The 23,060-nt window shown below is 64.6% G+C and carries 24 protein-coding genes; 16 read left to right on the top strand and 8 right to left on the bottom strand.

Features of this window, described 5'->3' with window-relative positions; translation table 11 throughout:
- Positions 1-112: 112 nt before the first annotated feature.
- From FJ967_RS26920 to FJ967_RS26910, 3 genes are all read right to left on the bottom strand, one after another.
- Positions 113-616 carry an invasion associated locus B family protein gene (locus tag FJ967_RS26920; protein ID WP_140735344.1) on the bottom strand — a complete coding sequence of 168 codons (504 nt, stop codon included), beginning with the start codon at positions 614-616 and terminating at the stop codon, positions 113-115.
- Between the two features lie 284 nt (positions 617-900).
- Complete coding sequence (locus tag FJ967_RS26915) at positions 901-1,263, bottom strand: YkvA family protein (RefSeq protein ID WP_140735343.1); 363 nt, start codon at positions 1,261-1,263, stop codon at positions 901-903.
- Between the two features lie 217 nt (positions 1,264-1,480).
- On the bottom strand, positions 1,481-1,777 hold the full coding sequence (locus FJ967_RS26910) for a 4a-hydroxytetrahydrobiopterin dehydratase (protein ID WP_140735342.1): 297 nt from the start codon (positions 1,775-1,777) through the stop codon (positions 1,481-1,483).
- 104 nt (positions 1,778-1,881) lie between these two features.
- On the opposite strand from FJ967_RS26910, the gene FJ967_RS26905 reads away from it, so the two are divergent.
- Positions 1,882-2,394 (top strand): low molecular weight protein-tyrosine-phosphatase, encoded by a 513-nt coding sequence (locus FJ967_RS26905; RefSeq protein WP_140735341.1) that lies wholly within the window; start codon positions 1,882-1,884, stop codon positions 2,392-2,394.
- On the opposite strand, the gene thpR is transcribed toward FJ967_RS26905, so the two are convergent.
- A complete protein-coding gene (gene thpR, locus FJ967_RS26900) occupies positions 2,298-2,894 on the bottom strand; it encodes an RNA 2',3'-cyclic phosphodiesterase (RefSeq protein WP_140735340.1) in 597 nt (198 codons plus the stop codon). The two genes, FJ967_RS26905 and thpR, sit on opposite strands and share 97 nt — an antisense overlap.
- Positions 2,895-3,022: 128 nt before the next feature.
- Complete coding sequence (locus tag FJ967_RS26895) at positions 3,023-3,667, bottom strand: arylesterase (protein ID WP_140735339.1); 645 nt, start codon at positions 3,665-3,667, stop codon at positions 3,023-3,025.
- Positions 3,668-3,752: 85 nt separating this feature from the next.
- Between FJ967_RS26895 and FJ967_RS26890 the strand changes: the two genes are divergently transcribed.
- From FJ967_RS26890 to FJ967_RS26875, 4 genes are all read left to right on the top strand, one after another.
- The gene (locus FJ967_RS26890) at positions 3,753-4,448 is read left to right on the top strand and encodes an ABC transporter ATP-binding protein (protein WP_140735338.1); all 696 of its coding nucleotides are present in this window, start codon (positions 3,753-3,755) and stop codon (positions 4,446-4,448) included.
- Entirely contained in the window at positions 4,448-6,997 is a 2,550-nt protein-coding gene (locus FJ967_RS26885) for an ABC transporter permease (protein ID WP_140735337.1), read from the top strand. Before FJ967_RS26890 ends, FJ967_RS26885 begins: the two co-directional genes overlap by 1 nt.
- Before the next feature lie 232 nt (positions 6,998-7,229).
- Positions 7,230-8,003, top strand: coding sequence for a Bax inhibitor-1/YccA family protein (locus FJ967_RS26880; protein ID WP_140703759.1), 774 nt, complete (start codon positions 7,230-7,232; stop codon positions 8,001-8,003).
- A gap of 118 nt (positions 8,004-8,121) precedes the next feature.
- The gene (locus FJ967_RS26875; protein ID WP_140735336.1) at positions 8,122-8,694 is read left to right on the top strand and encodes a GNAT family N-acetyltransferase; all 573 of its coding nucleotides are present in this window, start codon (positions 8,122-8,124) and stop codon (positions 8,692-8,694) included.
- Positions 8,695-8,804: 110 nt separating this feature from the next.
- Here FJ967_RS26875 and FJ967_RS26870 read toward each other — a convergent pair whose 3' ends face one another.
- On the bottom strand, positions 8,805-9,191 hold the full coding sequence (locus tag FJ967_RS26870; RefSeq protein WP_140735352.1) for a DUF2794 domain-containing protein: 387 nt from the start codon (positions 9,189-9,191) through the stop codon (positions 8,805-8,807).
- 552 nt (positions 9,192-9,743) lie between these two features.
- Here FJ967_RS26870 and FJ967_RS26865 point away from each other — a divergent pair.
- From FJ967_RS26865 to FJ967_RS26840, 6 genes are read left to right on the top strand one after another with little or no spacing between them, the layout of a single operon-like run.
- Positions 9,744-10,406 (top strand): XRE family transcriptional regulator, encoded by a 663-nt coding sequence (locus FJ967_RS26865; protein WP_140735335.1) that lies wholly within the window; start codon positions 9,744-9,746, stop codon positions 10,404-10,406.
- A gap of 34 nt (positions 10,407-10,440) precedes the next feature.
- Positions 10,441-11,511: a PotD/PotF family extracellular solute-binding protein gene (locus tag FJ967_RS26860; RefSeq protein WP_140735334.1), complete on the top strand. Its 1,071-nt coding sequence runs from the start codon at positions 10,441-10,443 to the stop codon at positions 11,509-11,511.
- 25 nt (positions 11,512-11,536) lie between these two features.
- Entirely contained in the window at positions 11,537-12,406 is an 870-nt protein-coding gene (locus FJ967_RS26855; RefSeq protein WP_140735333.1) for an ABC transporter permease, read from the top strand.
- Complete coding sequence (locus tag FJ967_RS26850; protein WP_140735332.1) at positions 12,406-13,203, top strand: ABC transporter permease; 798 nt, start codon at positions 12,406-12,408, stop codon at positions 13,201-13,203. The genes FJ967_RS26855 and FJ967_RS26850 overlap by 1 nt, the downstream gene beginning before the upstream one ends.
- Positions 13,200-14,312: an ABC transporter ATP-binding protein gene (locus FJ967_RS26845; RefSeq protein ID WP_140735331.1), complete on the top strand. Its 1,113-nt coding sequence runs from the start codon at positions 13,200-13,202 to the stop codon at positions 14,310-14,312. Before FJ967_RS26850 ends, FJ967_RS26845 begins: the two co-directional genes overlap by 4 nt.
- A 21-nt stretch (positions 14,313-14,333) precedes the next feature.
- Positions 14,334-15,719, top strand: a complete 1,386-nt coding sequence (locus FJ967_RS26840) for an FAD-binding oxidoreductase (RefSeq protein ID WP_140735330.1) — start codon at positions 14,334-14,336, stop codon at positions 15,717-15,719.
- Between the two features lie 82 nt (positions 15,720-15,801).
- On the opposite strand, the gene FJ967_RS26835 is transcribed toward FJ967_RS26840, so the two are convergent.
- The gene (locus tag FJ967_RS26835; protein WP_140735329.1) at positions 15,802-16,587 is read right to left on the bottom strand and encodes a thioredoxin family protein; all 786 of its coding nucleotides are present in this window, start codon (positions 16,585-16,587) and stop codon (positions 15,802-15,804) included.
- A 180-nt stretch (positions 16,588-16,767) separates the two neighbouring features.
- On the opposite strand from FJ967_RS26835, the gene FJ967_RS26830 reads away from it, so the two are divergent.
- Entirely contained in the window at positions 16,768-17,433 is a 666-nt protein-coding gene (locus FJ967_RS26830; protein ID WP_140735328.1) for a ceramidase domain-containing protein, read from the top strand.
- Between the two features lie 62 nt (positions 17,434-17,495).
- Here FJ967_RS26830 and acnA read toward each other — a convergent pair whose 3' ends face one another.
- Complete coding sequence (gene acnA, locus FJ967_RS26825) at positions 17,496-20,186, bottom strand: aconitate hydratase AcnA (RefSeq protein ID WP_140735327.1); 2,691 nt, start codon at positions 20,184-20,186, stop codon at positions 17,496-17,498.
- A gap of 285 nt (positions 20,187-20,471) precedes the next feature.
- Between acnA and ccmA the strand changes: the two genes are divergently transcribed.
- The 4 genes from ccmA (at position 20,472) to FJ967_RS26805 (ending at position 22,883) form a co-directional block, all read left to right on the top strand.
- Complete coding sequence (ccmA, locus tag FJ967_RS26820; protein ID WP_140735326.1) at positions 20,472-21,077, top strand: heme ABC exporter ATP-binding protein CcmA; 606 nt, start codon at positions 20,472-20,474, stop codon at positions 21,075-21,077.
- A gap of 274 nt (positions 21,078-21,351) precedes the next feature.
- A complete protein-coding gene (gene ccmB, locus FJ967_RS26815) occupies positions 21,352-22,017 on the top strand; it encodes a heme exporter protein CcmB (protein WP_140735325.1) in 666 nt (221 codons plus the stop codon).
- A gap of 123 nt (positions 22,018-22,140) precedes the next feature.
- The gene (gene ccmD, locus FJ967_RS26810; protein WP_140735324.1) at positions 22,141-22,308 is read left to right on the top strand and encodes a heme exporter protein CcmD; all 168 of its coding nucleotides are present in this window, start codon (positions 22,141-22,143) and stop codon (positions 22,306-22,308) included.
- The gene (locus tag FJ967_RS26805) at positions 22,305-22,883 is read left to right on the top strand and encodes a DsbE family thiol:disulfide interchange protein (protein ID WP_140735323.1); all 579 of its coding nucleotides are present in this window, start codon (positions 22,305-22,307) and stop codon (positions 22,881-22,883) included. The genes ccmD and FJ967_RS26805 overlap by 4 nt, the downstream gene beginning before the upstream one ends.
- The last annotated feature ends 177 nt before the right edge of the window (positions 22,884-23,060 follow it).

Raw genomic sequence — 23,060 nt, 5'->3', positions numbered from 1 at the left:
GGCCCCTGTGCAATACAGGAACCAGCCCTTAAATCTACCAGCTCAATGAACCGTCCAACTTTCGGGGGTCAGTTCATTGCCCGGCCTTTTGCTTCAAAATCGAGCTACCGGCCTATTTGCACTTGGCGATCGAGGACAGCGCCGCCGAAATGCCCTTCAGCGAAAAGACGTAGGAGGTCGGGTTGCCGCGGCCCGATTTCGCCGTGACCTTCATGTCCGAGCCGGTCTTCATGGCGGCGATCAGCACCGGTTCCTCGGCGGCGTTCTCGACCCAGGCCGACTTGCCGCGGGTGAACATCGAGAACGACTTCTTGTCGATGGTGACGGTGGCTTTGGAGCCTTCCTGGAAATTATAGCCGGCGATGAACTGGGGCTCATAGGAGACCTGCTGGCCGGGCCGCTGGCTGACGAAGAAGAACATGTCGCCATGGTCGAGCGTCGGCGGCTGCTTGTCGGTCGGCACGGTCAGCACGTAGCAGACCTTGCCGCCCGACGCCTGGTAGCTGTAGGTGCCCCAGGCATTGTGCTGGCCGATCTTGGTGGCCTGCTGCGCCAGGGCCGGCGCTGCCGAGGCCGCCAGGACCAGGCTCGAAACTAGTGCAATCAATCCGCGCATCGTTTTTCCCGTATTCCAAATGGTGCGGAGGCTGGCCGCATGGCGTCCTGCCGTCGCTTCATTTTGATTTAATCTGGGTTACCAAACGGTGAAGTTCCCAAGAGAAAAGGACCTTCACCCCAGGAAACCGCCGCCATTCCCGCGCCGCCACCTTGAAAGCGGCTGGCGCGACGTCCCTTCGGCGACTTGGAGGCCACGAAAACGGCAAGAGTTTGACTTTTGGTCCGTCGCTGAACGGCCCTGTCCAGAGACCGGGCCGGCGCGGCGGCATTCAGCCGCGGAACTCAGGATCTATCCGCGATGGCGTCCTTGGCGGCCTGCCGGTGCGCCGGGGTGATATGGGCGCTGACGGCGGTGATCGCGGCGGTCAGCACTGCGATGTCGTCAGTGAAGCCAAGGCCGAAGATGAAGTCGGGAATGAGGTCCACCGGCAGCACGAAATAGCCGAGCGCGGCCACCAATATGCCCTTGGCACGCAGCGGCGTGTTCTTGTCCATGGCACAGTAATAGGCGGCGACGACGTCTTCCATGAACGGAATCTGCCGCGCGGCCCTCTTGGCCGTGCGCCAGAATTTTTCGCGCACTTCGCCTTCGCCGCCCAGCTTGTCGCCAAAGCCGAAGAAGTCAAAACCGGATTCCTGCGCCATTCATCTCTCCTGGCGGACCCCATGCGCGTCCAAGCGCATGCCCGCGGATCAAAATGTGGTGAAAGCCGGACCCGGCTGCAAGATGCGGGCTCAAAAACGCCACCACGGCGCGAACTGCTCTCCAGTTCGACGCATGCGCCCCAATCGTGGCCAATTGGGCTGACTCTTAACAAACGGCCCTGAAGGTGGGGTGCCGGCTTCGACACTCCTTCACGTCTCAGCCGCCGGCAAAACGGTTCATCTTCCTGGCCAGTTCGATGTCGAGCGCGGTGACGCCGCCGGCGTCATGGGTGTTCAGCGTCACGTCGACGGTCTTGTAGACATTCGACCAGTCGGGGTGATGGTCCATCTTTTCGGCGGCGAGCGCGACGCGGGTCATGAAGGCGAAGGCTTCGGAGAAATTCCTGAAAACAAAGCTGCGCTTGATCGAGGCGCCGTCCGTGGCCAGCGACCAGTCGCCGAGTTCGGCAAGGGCAGCGGTGATGGCGTCCCTGCTGAGTTTTTCTCTCGTCATGATGATTTCCCGTGCTATCTCGGATTTGACCCTCACCATAATGCAAGTCGCCCCGAAGTGCCTTGCGGTTTTGGGGTTCCAAATGCACAAATGGCGCATATCGAATGAGCATAAAGCCCATAAATTCCATTCTTTTCGTCTGCCTCGGCAACATCTGCCGGTCGCCATTGGCGGAAGGCGTCTTTGGCGCCGTCTGGGCGCAGCGCGGGCAGGGCATGCTGCTCGATTCGGCCGCCACCAGCGGCTGGGAGGTCGGCTCCGCCCCGGATCCGCGTTCGATCGCGGTCGCGACGCGTCACGGCATCGATATTTCGGGGCAGCGGGCGCGCCGGATCACGCGGGCGGATTTTCAGCGCTTCGACCTGATCCTCGGCATGGACCGGTCGGTTGTCGCCGACTTGAAGGCGCTGGCGCCGGCGGCATTGCGCGACCGTGTCCATCTGTTCCTGGAATTCGCGCAAGGACAGGGGCGCGACGTGCCGGACCCCTATTACGAGGACCAGGAAGCCTTCGCTTCGGTCTATCGCATGATCCGCGAGGCGTCGGAGGCGCTGGCGGCACGGCTGACGGCGCGTGTATCGACACCCGACAGCGGCCAGGCTTCCTCGACGATATAGGGGCCGCCGCCGACCGAATCGCGCGACGACATCAGGACGAAACGGCCGATGCGGAAGGGCAGCGTCGAGAAATTGCCGCGCGCCGAGAGATATTGGGCGACATCGAGCGGGCTCGAATTGCGCAGCCGCGCCAGCGTCACATGCGGCGTGAACTTGCGGGGGTCGGCGGGCAGGCCGAGCCGCTGGCAGATGCGGTCGATCTCGCCCTGCAGCGCGGTCAGGTCGGGTGACGGGGCAACGCCGGCCCAGACGGCATGCGGCTTCTTCTGGCCGAAGGCGCCGACACCCGAGAGAGTCAGCGAAAAGGAGGGGCGATGGACACGGTCGAGCGCATTGGCGATCTCGTCGGCGACGTGGCCCTCGACATCGCCGATGAAGCGCAGCGTCAAATGGTAGTTTTCGACATCGATCCAGCGGGCCCCGGGCAGGCCGCCCCGGAGCAGGGACAGCGAAAGGGCGGCATCACGCGGAATTTCGAGGGCGGTGAAAAGACGCGGCATGAAGAGCCTCCCTTCCTCGAATCGAACTGTCATCCGTAGCGAATCATCGATAGTCGAATGGAGCAAGAGGTTTATTGGTCACAGGCTTTGCTAAAAGTTTCCCTTGGGGAAGGCGGCTCCGCCGGCTCTCATGAACCTCCAGGCACCGCCGCGATGGCCTTCTCGACCGTCGGCAGGATGCGCTCGACCATCAGGTCGACACCCCCGGCATTCGGATGCAGGCCGTCCTCGAGCTGCAAAGCCGGCTGGCCGGCGACGCCATCGAGGAAGAACGGATAGAGCGCAACATCGTATTTGCCGGCCAGATCCGGAAAGATGGCGTCGAAGGCCTTCTGGTAGTCGGCGCCGAGATTGGGCGCGGCCCGCATACCCGCCAGAAGCACGGCGATCCTGCGTTGCTTCAGCTTGCCCAGCATCTCGTCCAGGTTCTTTCTGGTGATGTCGGGGGCGATGCCGCGCAGCATGTCGTTGGCGCCGAGTTCGAGGACGACCAGTTGCGTGCCGTCGGGCACCGACCAGTCGAGCCGCGCCAGGCCGCCGCTGGACGTGTCGCCGGAGACGCCGGCATTGGCGACGGTGACGTCGTGACCCCGGGCGCGGAGGGCAGCCTGCAATTTGTCGGTAAAGCCCTCGCCGGGGCCGAGGCCGAACCCCGCCATCAGGCTGTCACCGAAGCCGACGATCTTGAAAGGCTCGGCGCGCGCCGACGAAATGGCGCCGCAAATGGCGAGGACAAGGATCAGGCCTGCGGCAAAGCGGGGTTTGAAAGACATGCGGCGAGCCCCATATGACAGTGAATTCTTCCGGCGACGGCTTGCGACAGGCAGAGCCTGCCTTCCCATATAGGACGCTTTCATTTTGACAGAAGCCGTCATCGCGCTGAAAGACGTATCCCTGACACTCGGCGAAGGCGCTTCGTCGGTCCACGTGCTGAAGGGGGTCAGCCTCGAAGTGGCGCGCGGTGAGGCGACGGGCATCGTCGGCCCGTCGGGGTCCGGCAAGTCGACATTGCTGATGGTTCTCGCCGGGTTGGAGCGGGTCGATTCGGGTACGGTACGAATCGCCGGCGAGCTGCTCAACGGCAAAAGCGAGGATCAGATTGCTTCGTTTCGTGGCCGAAACATTGGCATCGTGTTCCAGTCCTTCCATCTCATCCCTAACATGACGGCGCTCGAAAATGTCGCAGTGCCGCTGGAACTGGCCGGCCATGCCGATCCGTTTTCGGTGGCGGAGTGGCAACTGGCGGCGGTGGGCTTGAGCGACCGCGTCACGCATTATCCAGGCGAACTCTCCGGCGGCGAGCAGCAGCGCGTGGCGATCGCGAGGGCGCTGGCGCCGGCGCCGCGCATCCTGATCGCCGACGAGCCGACCGGCAATCTCGATCAGGCGACCGGGCGGCAGGTGGCCGATCTCCTGTTCGCCAAGGCGGCCGAACGCGGCATGACGCTGGTGCTGGTCACCCATGATCCGGGGCTCGCGGCGCGCTGCTCGCGCCAGGTTTCGATGCGCTCCGGCCGCATCGAAACGCCGGCGCCGGTCAAGGTCACCGCCTGATGCCGATGGCGCGGACCTTGAAGCTCGCCATCCGGTTCTCGCTGCGCGAGATGCGCGGCGGCCTCTCCGGCTTCCTGATCTTCCTCGCCTGCATCGCGCTTGGCGTCGCGGCCATAGGCGGCGTCAATTCGGTCGCCCGCTCCATCACCGCCGGTGTCGCCGACCAGGGCCAGATCCTGCTGGGCGGCGACCTGCGCTTCCAGATCAACCAGCGCGACGCCAGCCCGGCCGAGCTTGGCTTCCTCGACGGGCTGGGCGTCGTCTCGCACAGCGCCGGCATGCGCTCGATGGCCCGCCTCGCCGACGGATCCAACCAGGCGCTGGTCGAGGCCAAGGCGGTGGACGAGGCCTATCCGCTCTATGGCGCATTGGAGACCGAACCGGCGCTGACCAAGCATGAACTGTTCGGCAGGCAGTTCGGTGTTTTCGGCGCCGCGGCTCCCGACCTTTTGTACGACCGGCTGAATCTCAAGATCGGCGACCGGCTGAAGCTCGGCACGGCGACGTTCGAGTTGCGCGCCAAACTCGTCACCGAGCCGGATGCCGTGTCGGACGGTTTCGGCTTCGCGCCAAGGCTGATGATCTCGACCGAAGGACTGGCCGCCACCGGGCTGATCCAGCCGGGCAGCCTGGTCGAGAATGCGTACAAGGTCCGGTTGCCGGCCGGTGCCGACGAGGCGCGGCTGAAGGCCGTCCAGGACCAGGCGGCCAAGGACTTTCCGGAGGCCGGCTGGTCGATCCGCACGCGCGGCAACGCTGCGCCGGCGCTGTCTTCCAACATCGAGCGCTTCTCGCAGTTCCTGACGCTGGTCGGGCTCACCGCTCTGGTGGTCGGCGGGGTCGGCGTCGCCAACGCGGTGCGTGCCTATCTCGACGGCAAGCGCGGCGTCATCGCCACCTTCAAGAGCCTGGGCGCCTCCGGCGGCTTCGTCTTTGCCGTCTATCTCGTGCAGATCCTGATCATCGCCCTGATCGGCATGGGCGCCGGCCTGGTGCTGGGCGCGCTGATGCCGTTTGCCGCCAGTGCCGCGCTACAGTCCGTCATTCCGGTGCCGGCGCAAGGCGGCTTCTACCCCGGTGCGCTCGCCATGGCGGCCCTGTTCGGCCTGCTGGTGACGCTTGCCTTCGCGCTCCTGCCGCTCGGCCGCGCCCGCGACGTGCCGGCAACGGCGCTGTTTCGAGAAATGGGGCTGGAAGGCCGGGGGCTGCCGCGCCCCGTCTATGTCGTTTGCACGCTCGGCATCGCGCTGTTGCTGGCGGCGCTGGCGATCCTGTTTTCGGGCGACCAGCGCATCGCTTCGATCTTCGTCGGCGCCACTATTTTTGCTTTCCTGGTGCTGCGTGTCGTCGGCGCGCTGGTGCAGTGGGCGGCGAGGAAGAGCCCGCGCGTGCGCTTCGTGGCGCTCAGGCTCGCCATCGGCAACATATACCGGCCCGGCGCGCTGACGCCCTCGGTGGTGCTGTCGCTGGGGCTCGGACTGACGCTGCTGGTGACGCTGGCGCTGATCGACGGCAATCTCAGGCGCCAGATCTCGGGCAATCTGCCCGAGCGGGCGCCGAACTTCTTCTTCGTCGACATTCAGGGCAGCGAGGTCGATGCCTTCTCCGCGCTGATTGCAAAGGAGGCGCCGCGGGGAGCGCTGGCCAAGGTGCCGATGCTGCGCGGCCGGGTGATGGCCCTCAACGGCGTCGATGTCGACAAGGTCAAGGTGCCGGCCGAGGGCGCATGGGTGCTGAAGGGCGACCGCGGCCTGACCTATGAAACAACGCAGCCGGAAAACGCGACGCTGACCGAGGGCAAATGGTGGCCCGACAATTATGCCGGCGAGCCGCTGGTTTCGTTTTCCGACAAGGAGGGCAAGGAAATCGGGCTGAAGCTCGGCGACACCGTCACCGTCAACGTGCTCGGCCGCAACGTCACCGCCCGGATCGCCAATTTCCGCCAGGTCGAATGGGAGACGATGGGGATCAATTTCGTCATGGTGTTCTCGCCCAACACATTTGCCGGCGCCCCGCATGGCTGGATCGCGACGCTCACCGAAAGGAACGCCTCGACAGCCGACGACGCGCGCGTCCTCAATGCCGTCACCCGCGCTTTCCCGGCGGTGACGACAGTGCGGGTCAAGGATGCGCTCGACATCGTCAACCGGCTGGTCGGTCAGCTCGGCACGGCGATCCGGGCGGCGGCCGGCGTTGCGCTGATCGCCTCGGTGCTGGTGCTTGCCGGCGCGCTTGCAGCCGGCAACCGGGCGCGCATCCATGACGCAGTGGTGCTGAAGACGCTGGGCGCCACGCGCATGACGCTGATCTCGGCCTTCTCGCTGGAATACATGCTGATCGGGCTTGCCACCGCGATCTTCGCGCTCGCCGCCGGCAGCGCCGCCGCATGGTTCGTCGTCGCGCGCATCATGACCCTGCCGTCGCATTTCATGCCGGAGGTGGCGGTGGCGACCATTCTGTTTTCGCTGGTCATCACGGTCGGCATCGGCCTTGCCGGCACCTGGCGGGTGCTCGGCCACAAGGCGGCACCCGTGCTGCGCAACCTGTGAGCTAGCGGCGGCGGCGCCAACGACACCAGGTTAAATCTTGGTAAGAATGACGTCCCAAAAGCCCGGTGAAACGGCATTTCGGCCTCTCACGAACCGTTACATCCGGTTACGGTCTTGTTCTTGACGCGAATAACCATCATATTTCGCCGCAGGCATGCTGGAGTCCCGCCAGCGGCGCCTGGGTCCGCAAGAGGCCCGACACCGGACGGGGCAGAAGCAACGAGGATTTCCAATGGCTGATCCCATTCGCAACTACCAGACGTCGGCGGTGCCCGGCGTCCGCGCTGACATCGATCAGGGTCTGCGCGCCTATATGATCAAGGTCTACAATCTGATGGGGCTTGGCCTGCTCATCACCGGTCTTGCCGCCATCGGCACGATCATGCTGGCCACCACCACCGATCCGGCCTCCGCGGTCGCGACGCTGCCGAGCGGCGAGATGCTGACCTCCTTCGGCTATGCGATCTTCGGTTCGCCGCTGCGCTGGGTCGTCATGCTGGCGCCGCTGGCCGCCGTGTTCTTCCTGTCGTTCAGGATCCAGTCGATGAGCGTCGCCGCCGCGCAGACGACCTTCTGGGTCTATGCCGGCCTGGTCGGCCTGTCGCTGTCGTCGATCTTCCTGGTCTACACCACGGCAAGCATCTCGCAGACCTTCTTCGCCACCGCCGCCGCCTTCGGCGCGCTGTCGCTGTTCGGCTACACCACCAAGCGCGACCTGTCGGCGATGGGCTCGTTCCTGATCATGGGCGTGTTCGGCATCATCATCGCGTCGGTGATCAACATCTTCCTGCAGTCGTCGGCGCTGACCTTCGCCGTCTCGGCGATCGGCGTGCTGGTGTTCGCCGGCCTCACCGCCTACGACACGCAGAAGATCAAGGAGATGTATTTCGAGGGCGACGCTTCCGATGTCGCGGGCCGCAAGGCCATCATGGGCGCGCTGTCGCTCTACCTCGATTTCATCAACCTGTTCATGTTCCTGCTGCAGTTCATGGGCGACCGCCGCTAAGGGCTAGCCTCGGACTTCACTGGACCATCGAGTTTGGAAAGGGCGGCCCAACGGCCGCCCTTTCTTTTTGCACCGGGCTTTGCTCTTATCGGAGGCACAGAAAGGGCATGCCTAAATAATGAGCAATATTGCAATACGGGCGGCGACCGAGGCCGACCTCGACACCATCACCGAAATCTATGCCGACGCGGTCACCCATGGCACGGCAAGCTATGAACTGGAGCCGCCCGGCCGTGTCGAAATGGGAACGCGATTCGCCTCACTGACTGGCGGCGGTTTTCCCTATCTGGTGGCGCAAAAGGATGGCGCCGTGCTGGGTTACGCCTATGCCGGGCCGTTCCGGCCACGGCCTGCCTATCGCTTCATCGTCGAGGATTCGGTCTATGTGGCGCCTGACGCCAAGGGCCAGGGCGTCGGGCTGAAACTGATGCAAGGCCTGATCGCGGCGGCCGAAGCGGCGGGTTTCCGTCAGATCATCGCGGTCATCGGCGATGGCCACGCCGACAGCGCGTCGGTCAAGCTGCACGAGAAGCTCGGCTTTCGCCATTCCGGACGCCTCGAGGGCTCCGGCTACAAGCATGAGCGCTGGCTGGACACGGTGTTCATGCAGCTGTCGCTGAATGGCGGTGCGTCAGTGCCGCCGGATCCGGATTCGCTGCCGGAGCGGAAGTTTCGCGGGCTGGGGAATTGAAGAACTGGGGAACTGGAGAATTGAAGAACTAAGGAAAATTGAGATTTCAGGTGCTTAGCGCCCTTTTCCTCAATTCATCAGTTCTTCAATTCCCCAATTCCAATTTCCCCTCAGACCTGGACGACCTTCAGCTTCGCGTCGAACACACCAAGCACCCGGCCGAGCTCCTGGCCGCGTTTGAGGATGCGTCCGCCCGCCGCGATGACGGCGAACGCGCCCTGCTTGCGCGCCAGCTTCGGGTCCTTGACGATCTGGAACAGCGGTATTTCGCTGGCCCGTCGGAAGACGGAAAACACAGCGCGGTCAGTGAGATGATCAATGGCATAGTCGCGCCATTCATTGGCGGCGACCATACGTCCGTAAAGTCTCAGGATCTGGTCAAGCTCGCGCCGCTCGAAGCGCACCGGCTGGTCGAGACGCTCGCGTCGCGCCTCGTTGAGCGGGATCAATATCGCGGATGCGTCTCCATCCCCCATCCCGCCGCCGTCATCGGTCATGCCTCGATCCTTCAAAATGAATCTTTGCCAACCAAAGTTGGCCTCTTCGCAGCGCAATTGCAAGAGCCGGCGAAGCGAAGGCGGCGGTGTGCGGTTTCCGTCACGTCCAGTCACTTTTGTAACGCGGCCTGTTGGAATTGGTGATGCTTCGCCACAATCTCGCCATTTTTTATCCGCGCTCATGCCCCAATGTCCGACGAATTTACCGGCGTTGCCTGAGACGGTTCGGTCCGGCACCGGCTCGTAAACCCCAAGCCCCCCGCCCACGGGTCTGCGTCGGATCGAACCAACCTCGGCTTTTCCTCGGAAAAGCCAGGTGCGACGATCCCAAAACCTAAATGACCGGCGTCAGAAGCAAGCTGACGTCGGTTTTTTCATGCCTGAAGCCGCTGAAGCGGATCAGAGCCGCCGCAATCGGCATCGACGTCCCGGCAGAGACCGGCGAAATGAGCGATCCCCTTCGTTGCAAAGCGCGGCAGACTTGGTCCCTGTTGCCCTCGCTTGCCATTTCCGATGTCACTTAATAAGGTGTTAAGTGAAACGGGAACGGCAATGCCACGAGCGTCCAACTCCGCGGTAAACGAGCTGAATGGCGTGGCGTCGGCCGCGCCGGAGGCCGGCGGCGTCGGCCCCCGCATCAAGGCGTTGCGCACGGCACGGCGCGTCTCGCTGCGCCAGCTCGCCGACATGACCGGCACGACCGCCAGTTTCATCAGCCAGCTCGAACGCAATCTGTGCGGCGCCAACACCGGCACGCTGCTGAAGATCGCCGGCGCTCTGGACCTTGGCCTCAACGACCTGTTCGAAGACGGTGGCCGTCCCTTGCACAAGGTGCTGCGGCGCGAGGAACGGCCGGTCGTTCCAGTCGGCATGCAAGGCCGCAAGATGCTTTTGTCGCGGCGGCCGATCCATCAGTTCGAGGTCTATGCCGGACATTTCGAGGTCGGCGGCTCGACCGGCGACGAGGCCTATGTCCATAGCGGCGAACACGAAATGTTCATCGTGCTGAAGGGTACCGTCGAATTGACGCTTGCCGACGAGCGCCATGTGATGTGCGCTGGCGACAGCGTCGAATACGCGACTTCGGTGCCGCACCGCACCGTCAATGTCGGCGATACACCGGCGGAGGTGCTGTGGATCATCGGCCCGCCCACCGCCGGCGCTCTCGAACTCGATCAATACAGGCCCGGAAACCGCTCGCATCCGGGTGAATGACAATGAACGCGGGCTCTGGAATGGGAGATTGGACATGAGACTGAAGTTTGGACATGCGGCGTGCGTCGCCGTGCTTCTGACGGCAACGGCCGCGCTGGCGCAATCGAAGCCGGTGGCGGGCGCGGTGGCAGAGGGCTCGCTGAAAGGCAAGACGCTGACATTCGTCTCTTATGGCGGCATCTACCAGGACGGCCAGGCGGCGGCGCTCAAGGAGTTCGTCGACAAGTCCGGCGTCAAGCTGCTCAATGACGGCCCCACCGAGATCGCCAAGCTGCAGGCGCAGGTCGAGTCCGGCAATGTGACCTGGGATGTGGTCGATACCGACGATCTGCCGCCCTATGTCTATTGCGGCAAGCTGTTCCAGAAGCTGGATCTGAACAAGCTCGACGTTTCGAAAATCCCGGAAGGCCAGGTCGGCGAATGCTCGGTGCCGGCGATGAACTACGGCGTCGTGCTGATGTACAACACCGAGAAGTACAAGGATAACCCGCCCAAGAGCTGGGCCGATTTCTTCGACACGCAGAAATTCCCCGGCGTACGCGGCATCGATGGCTCCGGCAGCCCGACCGGCGGCCTGCTGGAACAGGCGTTCAAGGTTGCCGGCGGCGACCCGAAGGCAATGACCGTGGCTGACATCGACAAGGCCATCGATGTGGTGCGCAAGCTCGGCCCCGATACGATTTTCTGGAAGACGGGTGCCGAATCGCAGCAGCTGGCGGAATCCGGTGAAGCCGACATGCTGATGATGTGGACGGGCCGCGCCATGACCGCGGTCAAGAACGGCGCCAAATACACGCCGGCCTGGCAGGACTGGCTGGTGGTGATGGACCAGATGACCATCCCGGTCGGCGTCAAGGATACGGACGCGTCCTACGCGCTGATCAATGCCTATCTCGGCAAGCATTCCCAGGAGGTCCTGGCGGAACAGACGTCCTACACGCCCATCAACAGCGAGGCGCAGCCCAAGGTCGACGCTTCCGTCTCCGCCTTCCTGACCAACTCACCCGAGCGCCAGAAGCAGGGCTACAAGCAGAACTTCAAGTTCTGGGTGCCGAACTTCGCGGTCGCGCAGGAGAAGTGGTCCGCCTTGATGGCCGGCAACTGACCGGCTCACGCGGGAGCAAAGCCAGGTGAGCGCGCTCGACCCGACGACGCCTTCGGCCCCGAAATGGGCCGGCAGGGCATGGCGGCCGTTCGCGCTCACGCTGCCGGCGCTTCTGCTGCTGGCGGCCGTTATCGGCTATCCGCTTCTCACCATCGTCCTGCGCAGCCTTTCGGAGCCGCAATGGGGCGCCCAGAACTATGTCTGGTTCTTCGGCACGCCGGTCAATCTGACGGTGCTCCAACGCACCTTCGTCATTTCGGCCTGGGTCACGCTGGTCTGCATCATCTGCGCTTATCCCTACGCCTACCTGATGACCGCCGTCGGGCCGCGCGTGCGGCTCGCACTGGTGCTCTGCGTGCTGATCCCGTTCTGGGTGAGCGGCGTCGTGCGCACGCTCTCCTGGGTGATCCTGCTGCAGGATTCCGGCGTCATCAACTCGCTGCTCAGATCGGCCGGTTTTGACGGCGTCCGGCTGATCCGCACCCAGACCGGCGTGGTGATCGGCATGGCGCAGGTGCTGCTGCCTTTCATGATCCTGCCGCTCTACTCGGTGATGAAAGGCATCGATCTGCGGTTGATGCGGGCGGCGCAAAGCCTCGGGGCGCGGCCATCCCGCGCTTTCTTCACCATTTATCTGCCGCTGTCGCTGCCGGGGGTGTACGCCGGCGCGATCATCGTCTTCATCCTGGCGCTCGGCTTCTACATCACCCCGGCGCTGCTCGGCGGGCCGCGCTCGACCATGTTGTCGACGCTGGTGCAGACGCAGGTGCTCAGCCTTCTGCAGTGGGGCCGGGGCGGCGCCATGGGCGTGGTGCTGCTGGTTGCCACCTTCGTGCTCCTGGCGCTGGCGGCGCCGGTGATGCGCTCACGCTACCGGGAAGCGGGGCGGCGCTGATGGAGATGAAGCCGCTCACCCGCGTCATTCTCGGCCTGGTCTGCGTGCTGGTGGCGGTATGGCTGGTCGCGCCGACGCTCGTCGTCATCCCGATGTCGTTCAACGAAAACAAGTCGCTGGCGTTTCCGCCGCAGGGTTTTTCCTGGCAGTGGTACCAGAATTTCTTCACCAATCCCGATTGGTCGTCGAGCTTCCTCAACTCGCTGAAGGTCGCCTCGATCGTCGCGGTGCTGGCGACAGTGCTGGGCACGCTGGCGGCCTTCGGCCTCGACCGGATGCGGGCACGGCCGGCCACCGTCCTGCGCATGCTGATGCTGACGCCGATGGTGGTGCCGGGCGTGGTGCTGGCGATCGGCATCTATGCCGTCTATCTCGACGCGCATCTGGTTGGAACACTGACCGGCTTCGTGCTGGCGCACACCATACTGGCGCTGCCCTTCGTTCTGATCGCCGTCTCTGCCAATCTGGAAGTGTTCGACAGGCGGCTGGAGACGGCGGCGGCAAGCCTGGGCGCCGGCGCGGTGACGACATTCCGCACCGTGACGCTGCCTCTGATCCTGCCCGGCATGCTGTCGGGCCTGCTGTTCGCCTTCGCCACGTCCTTCGACGAGATCGTCGTGTCGCTCTTCATCACCAACCCCTATCTCAAGACATTGCCGGTGCAGATCTTCGCCTCGATCACGCGCGACGCCGACCCGACGGTGGCAGCAGTCGGCACCATCCTGTTTTGCGCCACGACACTGCTGATCGGCGGCGGCATGCTGCTTCTCGGCCGCGAGCGGAAAGGACGCCTATGAACCCGCGAGCGGAAAATCGGGGTGCCGCGATCGACCTCGCCAAGGTCAGCAAGGCCTATGGAAACTTCAAGGCGCTGGACGGCGTGTCGCTCAGGATCGAACCCGGTGAATTCATGACGCTGCTCGGACCGAGCGGGTCAGGCAAGACGACGACGCTGAACGTCATTGCCGGCTTCACCGACGTGACCAGCGGCAGCCTGCTGGTCGGGGAAAAGAGTGTCGTCGGCGTGCCGGCGCACAAGCGCAATATCGGCGTGGTGTTCCAGCACTATGCACTGTTTCCGCACATGACGGTCGGACGCAATGTCGCCTATCCGCTGGCGCTGCGCGGCATTGCCGGGGCGGAACGCGAACGCCGTGTCCGCCAGGCGCTGGACATGGTCAAGATGGCCGATTTCAGCCATCGGTTTCCCAGTGAGCTTTCCGGCGGCCAGCAGCAGCGCGTGGCGCTGGCGCGCGCCATCGTCTTCGATCCGCCGCTGCTGTTGATGGACGAGCCGCTCGGCGCGCTCGACAAGAAGCTGCGTGAATGGCTGCAGCTCGAAATCAAGCGCATCCACCGCGAGCTCGGCACCACCTTCGTCTATGTCACGCACGACCAGGAAGAGGCGCTGGTGCTGTCGGACCGCATCGCCGTGTTCAACCGGGGCGGCATCGAACAGATCGGCACCGGGCGGGAACTCTATGACGAGCCGGCGACGTTGTTCGTCGGCAAGTTCATCGGCGATTCCACGGTGCTGCGCGGCGACGCTGCCACCTCCGGAGGCGAAACGGCGATCGAAATATCAGGCCAGAAAGTGGTGACGGCCAGGCGTCTCGCCAATGGCGGCCGGCCGGTCATGCTGCTGCGGCCGGAAAAGCTGGCGCTCGCCCGTCGCGGCGCGGCGGATGAAGGCCGCAATCGGCTCGCCGGGCGTATCGGCGAAGCCATCTATCTCGGTTCGGGTTCGAAATATGAGGTCGATCTGGCCGACGGCTCGAAGGCGATCGTGCGCTCGACGCTCGAGGCGCAGTCCTTCGCCATTGGCGATGAGGTCGATCTGCTGTTCTCCGGCAGCGACGTGAAGCTGCTCGCCGATGACGACCAGGCCGACCTGACCCTCACCTGATTTCGAAACGGATCTGAAAAAATGCAAGCCGAGCACAATGGCGACGTGTCGTTCTGGTATGCCGACATAGGCGGCGTGCCTCGATATCGCCCGCCTCTGCCTGGCGATATCGAGGCCGATGTCTGCATCGTCGGCGCCGGCTATACCGGGCTGTGGACCGCCTATTACCTGAAGAAGGCGCAGCCTGCGCTGCGCATCGTCATCGTCGAGAAGGAGTTCGCCGGGTTCGGCGCCTCGGGCCGCAATGGCGGCTGGCTGTCGGGTGGGTTCAGCTGGTCGCGCGAGAAATACGCTAAGAGGTCGTCGCGCGGCGCGGTGATCGACATGCAACGCGCCATGTTCGGTTCGGTCGACGAAGTGATCGCGGTGGCAGAGGCCGAAGCCATCGATGCCGATATCCGCCGCGTCGACAACATGACCGTCGCCACCAATGCCGCGCAGCTGCAGCGCGCCAGGGCCGAGTACGACGAACTGCTGGCGTGGGCGATGCCGCCGGAGCGGCTTGCCTTCCTCGACGCGCGCGAGGCGCGCCAGCGCATCGCCATCGACAAGGCGCTCGGCGGTTTCGTGGTCCGCAATGTCGCGCGCGTGCAGCCGGCCAAGCTGGTGCAGGGGCTGGCGGCGGCGGTGGCGCGCGCCGGCGTTCCGATCTATGAGCAGACGCAGGTCCTGGCGATCGAGAAGGGCAAGGTCACCACGTCAAGGGGCATCGTGCGGGCCGAAAAGATCGTCCGCGCCACCGAAGGCTTCACCGCGGGCATTCCCGGCTATGAGCGTCTCTGGCTGCCGCTGAACAGCGCCATCGTGGTGACCGAGAAGCTGCCGCAAGAACTCTGGGACAAGATCGGCTGGAACGGCTACGAGGTGCTGGGCGATGCCGCCCACACCTATTGCTACGCGCAGCGCACGCGCGAAGGCCGCATCGCCATGGGCGGCCGCGGCGTTCCCTATCGCTTCGGCTCGCGCACCGATGTGCGGGGCCAGACCCAGCAGGCGACGATCGATCAGTTGCACGAGGTGCTGACCCGGCTGCTGCCGCAGACCAAAGGCGTGCGCCTCGACCATGCCTGGTGCGGTACGCTCGGCGTGCCGCGCGACTGGTGCACCACATCAGGCTTCGACCGTGAGAGCGGCATCGGCTGGGCCGGCGGCTATGTCGGGCTCGGGGTGTCGAGTTCCAACCTGTCGGGCCGCACCTTGCGCGACCTGGTGCTTGGCCGTGACACCGAGCTGACCCGGCTGCCGTGGGTCAACCGCACGGTCAAGAAATGGGAACCCGAGCCGCTGCGCTGGCTCGGCGTCCACACCATGTACCAGCTCTACCGGATCGCCGACCGGCGTGAAGCGAACGGTTTGGGCCGGACCTCACGCCTCGCTGCCTTTGCCGATCGCCTGACCGGGCACTAGCACTGCTTGAGGGACCCGTGCGGAAATCGCCCGCAGGTCACTGCGCCGGAGCGCTGCCGCTTACGGTCGAGGCAGGCCCGGATCAGGGTTTGTGGATGAAAGCCGCACCCAGGATCGGACCCGGCAAGCCATCCTTGCCGACCGACTGCAGAAGCACGGCGCAGCCGCCCTTCTTGGTGATCTCGCTCAGCGGCAATTCGAAGCGCTGCGCCTTGCCGTGCCACATGCCGGCGGTCTGGATTCCGGTGACCGCGTTCCAATAGGTCATCTTGCGGCCGGAGTTCTCGCCCTGGGCGATTTTGACGGCCTGCGGCGCCTCGAAATAGACGATGACGACATGGGCATCGTTCGGACCCTCGCCGGCATCGCCGGTGTCGATGATGACGCGGTCGCTGGTGCGGCTGACCTTGATGGGCACGCGCATGCCTTCGCCGTTTCGGGCCATTCGGGCGAGCGCGCCGTCGACCTCGGCGCGATTGCCGCCGTTGACATGCACACGGCCGTTAATGACGGCCTGCGGCGTGTAGACCGAACGGCTGCCGAAATAGCGCATATAGTCATATTGCCGCTCGGTATTCTCCTTGCGGCCGAGCGTGTCCTTCCAGCCGAGATAGTCCCAATAGTCGACGTGATAGGCGAGCGTGACAAGGTCTTGCCTTGTCGCGAGTTCGGCGAAAAAGGCATCCGCAGGCGGGCAGGAGCTGCAGCCCTGGCTGGTGAACAGTTCGACCACGCCGAGCGGCTTGTCCTGCTGCGGCTTGTCCGCCTGAATTCGTTCGGCCTCGCCCGCATGCCCGGCACCGGCAAACGCCGAGAAAGCCAGCGCGAAGGCTGCCAGCCACAGGAATCTTCGCGAGGCCATGACCATTCCAATTCCCGCCGGTGATGCCGGCTTTGTTCTGCTTTGTCGAAGTATGTGGCAGAACCGGAAGTCAACGGGAAGTCACGTTGCGGTGAAATTTTACCGTTGCAACTAAGGGGTAAGCCCGCAATAGGAGAAGCCACTGCATTTCCAGGCGTGGTTCGATTCAGCGGCGGCATCATCCCCATGTGGCAGGTTCTCCTCACTCCCGTCGATCTCTATTGCGAGCGCACCGGCGCTGGACTTTGGTCCGAGCCGGTCAATGCTTTGACGAATCTTGCCTTCATTGCCGCTGGACTGTGGGGCGTACGGGAGGTGCGACGGCGCAAAACCGGCACCTTCGCCGAGATTCTGGCCTGGTGGGTGGTGGCGATCGGCATCGGCTCCACCATCTTCCATACCTTTGCCACCAAGGGCACCGTCTGGGTCGACGTGCTGCCGATCGCCGGCTTCACGCTGGCCTATACGCTGTTCAATCTGCGCCGCTTCCTCGGCCTGGACTGGGGCAAGGCGATCGTTATCTTCGTCGTCTTCTATATCGTTGCGGGCGCGATCACGTTCGTTGTGCCGGACTGGTTGCGCCAGGCGTCGAACGGCACGACGGGCTATCTGCCGCCATTCCTGGCGCTGGCCTTCTTCGGTGTGTGGGTGGCGGCGAGCGGCAACCGGGCCGGCTGGTACAATCTGGCTGGGTCGGCGATCTTCGTCGTGTCGGTCATCTGCCGCATGATCGACCCGGTGGTCTGCGCCAGCTTCCCGCTCGGCACGCATTTCCTGTGGCATCTCCTCAACGGGCTGATGCTGGGGGTGTTGCTGGCGGCGACGGCGCGGTTCGGGCGGGGCAGGCAGTAGTGAGTAGTGAGTAGTGAGACTGGTTTCCCTATTCACTACTTCCTACTCACTACTCCCTATCTTTATGCCGCCAGATCGCGCAGCACGTACTGCAAAATGCCGCCGTTCTTGAAGTAGTCGAGCTCATCCAGCGTATCGATGCGGCAGACGATCGGCACGTTCTTCACCGTGCCGTCGCCATAGGTGATCCTGGCGGTCATCGTCTGGCGCGGCTTGATGGCGCTGAGGCCGTCGATCTCGACCAGTTCGTCGCCCTTGAGGTTGAGGGATGCCCAGGAGGTGCCTTCCTCGAAGACGAAGGGGATGACGCCCATGCCGACCAGGTTCGAACGATGGATGCGCTCGAAGGATTGGGCGATGACGGCGCGGACGCCGAGCAGGTTCGTTCCCTTGGCCGCCCAGTCGCGCGACGAGCCGTTGCCGTATTCGACACCGGCGAAGATGACCAGCGGCACGCCTTCCTTCTTGTACTCCATCGCCGCGTCGTAGATCGATTCCTCTTCCTTCGACGGGTAATGGATGGTGTAGCCGCCTTCCCTACCGTTCTCGCCCAGCATGTGGTTGCGGATGCGGATGTTGGCGAAAGTGCCGCGCATCATCACCTCATGATTGCCGCGCCTTGTGCCGTACTGATTGAAGTCGGCGACGCCGACGCCATGGTCGGTCAGGTACTTGCCTGCCGGGGAAGCGGCCTTGATCGAACCCGCCGGCGAGATGTGGTCGGTGGTGATCTTGTCGCCGAACAGGCCGAGCACGCGCGCGCCCTTGATGTCGCCGATCTTGCCGAAGCCCGTGGTCATGCCGGCGAAGTAGGGCGGGTTCTGCACATAGGTCGAATTGTTGTCCCAGGCATAGGTCTGGCCTTCCGGCGCCTTGACGTTCTGCCAGTACTCGTCGCCCTTGAAGACGTCGGCATATTTGCGGGCGAACAGCTCGCGGGTGACGTTCTTCTCGATGAACTCCTGGATCTCGGCCGAGCTCGGCCAGATATCCTTGAGGTAGACCGGATTGCCGTTGCGGTCCTCGCCGAGCGGCTCGGTGGTCAGGTCCTTCGTCACCGTGCCGGCCAGGGCATGCGCCACCACCAGCGGCGGCGAAGCCAGATAGTTGGCCTGCACGTCGGGCGAGACGCGGCCTTCGAAATTGCGGTTGCCGGACAAGACAGCGGCGGCGATCAGACCCTTGTCGTTGATGGTCTTGGAGATCGGCGCCGGCAGCGGGCCGGAATTGCCGATGCAGGTGGTGCAGCCGAAGCCGACCAGGTTGAAGCCGATCTGGTCGAGTTCCTTCTGCAGGCCCGACTTCTCCAGATATTCGGCGACCACCTGGCTGCCGGGAGCGAGCGAGGTCTTCACCCAGGGCTTCTGCTTGAGGCCGAGACGATTGGCGTTGCGCGCCAGGAGACCGGCGCCGATCAGCACGCTGGGGTTCGAGGTATTGGTGCAGGAGGTGATGGCGGCGATGACGACATCGCCATGGCCGAGATCATGATCGGTGCCTTCGACGGCGTAGCGCTTGGAGATTTCGGCCGCCTTCCTGTACTCGGTCTCCATCGCCTTGGCGAAGCCGGCCGGGATGCCTTCGAGCGCGACGCGGCCCTCGGGGCGCTTGGGGCCGGCCATCGACGGCACGACGCTGCTCAATTCGAGTTCGAGCAGGTCGGTGAAGACCGGATCGGCGGAGCCGGCCTCGCGCCACATGCCTTGCGCCTTGGAATAGGCCTCGACCAGCGCGATGCGGTTTTCCTCGCGGCCCGACATGGTCAGGTAGCGGATGGTTTCCGAATCGACCGGGAAGAAGCCGCAGGTGGCGCCATATTCGGGCGCCATGTTGCCGATGGTGGCGCGGTCGGCCAGCGTCATGTTGGAGAGGCCCGGGCCGAAGAACTCGACGAACTTGCCGACGACGCCCTTCTTGCGCAGCATCTGGGTGACGGTGAGCACCAGGTCGGTGGCGGTGACGCCCTCCTTGAGCTTGCCGGTCAGGCGGAAGCCGATGACCTCGGGCAAAAGCATGGAGACCGGCTGGCCGAGCATGGCCGCCTCGGCCTCGATGCCGCCGACGCCCCAGCCGAGCACGCCAAGGCCATTGATCATGGTGGTGTGCGAATCGGTGCCGACGCAGGTGTCGGGATAGGCTGTGGTTTCGCCGTCCTCGGTGTTGGTCCACACGACCTGACCGAGATATTCGAGATTGACCTGGTGGCAGATGCCGGTGCCGGGCGGCACGACGCGGAAGTTGCGGAACGCCTGCTGGCCCCATTTCAGGAACTTGTAGCGCTCTTCGTTGCGCTCATATTCGAGCTCGACATTGCGGGCGAAGGCCATCGGCGTGCCGAACTCGTCGACGATGACGGAGTGGTCGATGACGAGGTCGACGGGCACCAGCGGGTTGATCTTCTGCGGGTCGCCGCCCAGCGAAGCCATGGCGTCGCGCATGGCGGCAAGGTCGACGACGGCCGGAACGCCGGTGAAGTCCTGCATCAGCACGCGGGCCGGGCGATAGGCGATCTCGACGCCGGCGGTGCCCTTGTCGGTCAGCCAGCCGGCGACCGCCTGGATCGATTCCTTGGTGACGGAGCGGCCGTCCTCGTTGCGCAGCAGGTTCTCCAGCAGCACCTTCATCGAATAGGGCAGCTGGGCGATGCCGGTGAGGCCGTTCTTCTCGGCCTCCACGAGGTCGTAATAGACATACTCGGCCCCGCCCGCTGTCAGCGTGCGGCGGCAATTGAAACTGTCGAGGGATTTAGACACGTGCGATCCGTCCTTGTCTGTTCAGCCTGAAAGGGAACGGACTCCGATGGCATGCAATCACGCGCAAAGGTGCGGGTACGGCCATTTCCGCTGTCCGCTCCCAAGCAACCCGAGCCGTTCAAGGCGGCGCGTGCGCTGGTTCGGCGCAAATTCTGTTCCCGTGCCGACCGCTGGCACGGATGACCCGCATATAGAGAATTTCCTGGAATAGTTCTAGACAGTTGCAAAGCAAATTTGTGCGATGCGGCAGCGACCGTGCCGCATCGTTGCGGGGACAGGCAAGGGATGCGGCTGATCGCCGAAAATCTGGGCGGCGAGCGCGGCGGCGAGGCGGTGTTTTCCGGCATCGACTTTGCGTTGGAAGCCGGGCAGGCGCTGGTCGTCACCGGGCCGAACGGTTCGGGCAAGTCCACCTTGCTCAGGGTGGTGGCCGGGCTGCTGCCGAAGGCTGAGGGCAAGGTGGTGGTCGAAGGCGGCGGCGATGAATTCCCGTCGGTCGCTTCGGCCTGTCACTATCTTGGCCATCAGAACGCGATGAAGACGGCGTTGAGCGTGGCGGAGAATTTGCGCTTCTGGCGTGACTTCAACGGCGAGGGACATCTCGGCGTCGGAAAGGCGCTGGAAACGGTTGGTCTTGATGGCATCGGCCATCTGCCGTTCGGCTATCTCTCGACCGGGCAAAGGCGGCGGGCGGCGATCGCGAAATTGCTGGTCAGCCATCGGCCGGTGTGGCTGCTCGATGAGCCGACGGCCGGGTTGGACAAGGCTTCGGAGGAACGGTTCGCGGCGCTGATGCGCGGGCATTGCGCGGAAGGTGGGATGATCGTCGCGGCGACGCATCTGCCGCTGGGGATTGATGGACAGGGGCTGGTGATGGGGGCGGCCGGTTGATGTTCGCGCGAGGCGCCCCTCTCTGTCCGGCCGGACCCGGCCCTTCGCTGCCGCTTCGGGCGTTCGTCGTTCGGAAAGCCAAGCAATTGGCTTCCCGTCCGCTTCGCGGACCACTCCTCACCCCCCTCAAGGGGGGAGATCAGATGTCGTCCCGACTTTCGCCAATCTTCAACCTTGGCAGGCTGGCGCGGCGTATAAGCTGCCAATCTCCCCCCTTGAGGGGAAGATGCCCGGCAGGGCAGAGAGGGGTGCCCGGGCGCGGGCGTCTCCCATCATGCTAGCCCTCTTTGCCCGCGACATCCGCCTCAATATCCGCGCCGGCGGTGGGGCGCTGACCGGCGTCATCTTCTTCCTGGCGGTCATCGCCACCATCCCGTTCGGTGTCGGGCCGGACCTCAAGCTGCTTTCCCGCATCGGCCCGGCGATCCTGTGGATCGGCGCGTTGCTTGCATGCCTGCTCGGGCTCGACCGGCTGTTCCAGGCCGACCGCGAGGACGGCTCGCTCGATCTTTTGGTGCTGGGCCATGACCGGCACATGCTGGCGCTGACGGTGCTGGTGAAATGCCTGGCGCATTGGGCCGGGAGCGTCCTGCCGCTGGTGGTCGCGGCACCCCTGCTCGGCCTGTTCATGAACATGGAGCCGCTGGCCATAGGCGCCACGGCGCTGACTTTGCTGGTCGGCACGCCGGCCATCACCTTTATCGGTGCCGTGGGCGCCGCGGTGGCGGTGGCGCTGCCGCGCGGCGGGCTGCTGATTTCGGTGCTGGTGTTGCCGTTGACCATCCCGGTGCTGATCTTCGGCGTTTCGGCCAGCTATGGCGCCACGGCCAATCCCGATCCGTTCCTGCAGCCTTTCCTCATTCTTGCCGCGCTGACGCTGTTTCTTGCCGTGCTGGGGCCGGTCGCGGCGGCGCTGGCGTTGCGCCATGGCGCGGATTGATCGGCCAGAGGGCTGCGGCGCGGCGGCCAATTGCGCGGGCGAAGGCGCGGGGTTAAGGGAAGGCATGGTCGAACGAGGCGGAAGGATCCGGTTGGCAGGCGGCGCGGCAATGGAGCGCCGCGCATGAGCGCGCACGCGCTCTATGTCAGCGCGGCCTACGGCATCACGGCAATCGTGCTGGCCGGGCTGATCGGCTGGATACTGCTCGACCGGCGAGCCCGCAAGCGCGACCTGGCCGAGCTCGAGGCGGCCGGGGTGCGCCGCCGTTCCGACAAGGCGGCCAAGCCATGAGCCTGGAGACGGAAACCCAGCCGGCCCGTCGCCGCCTGTTCGTGTTCTTGCCGCTGCTGGTGTTTCTCGGGCTCGCCGGTCTGTTCCTGTCGCAGCTTTTGTCGGGACGCGATGTCGCGGAAGTGCCCTCGGCGCTGATCGGCCTGCCGGCGCCGCCGACCAACCTGCCGGCGCTGGAGGGATCGAACCTGCCCGGGCTCGATTCGAGCGCCTTCGCCGGCAAGGTCACGCTGGTCAATGTCTTTGCGTCGTGGTGCGCGCCGTGCCGCGAGGAGCACCCGGTGCTGCTGGGGCTGGCGCAGGACAAAAGATTCGTTATGGCGGCGCTGAATTATAAGGACCGGCCGGAAAACGCCCGCCGCTTTCTCGGCGATCTCGGCAATCCGTTCCAGGCGATCGGCGTCGACGAGGCCGGCCGCACGGCGATCGACTGGGGCGTCTATGGCGTGCCGGAGACCTTCGTCGTCGGCAAGGACGGCAGGATCGCCTACAAGCATGTCGGCCCGCTGACGGCGGACTCGGCGCGGAATCTGTTGCTGCCGCAGATAGAAAAGGCGCTGGCGGCGCCGAATTAGGCGGTAGCGCCACGCCCCCTCATCCGGCCGCTACGCGGCCACCTTCTCCCCGTGGGGGAGAAGAGGAAGGCGTCGGCGCAAGACAGCTCCTCTCCCCTCGGGGGATAGGTCAGATTGCCCCGAATTGCCCTGCAATTCGGTTTTGGCAATCCGGGTGAGGGGGATTCCCTCAGCCAG

The sequence above is a fragment of the Mesorhizobium sp. B2-3-4 genome, assembly GCF_006442315.1.
Lineage (GTDB): Bacteria > Pseudomonadota > Alphaproteobacteria > Rhizobiales > Rhizobiaceae > Mesorhizobium.
This window is presented reverse-complemented; position numbering and strand designations above follow the sequence as displayed.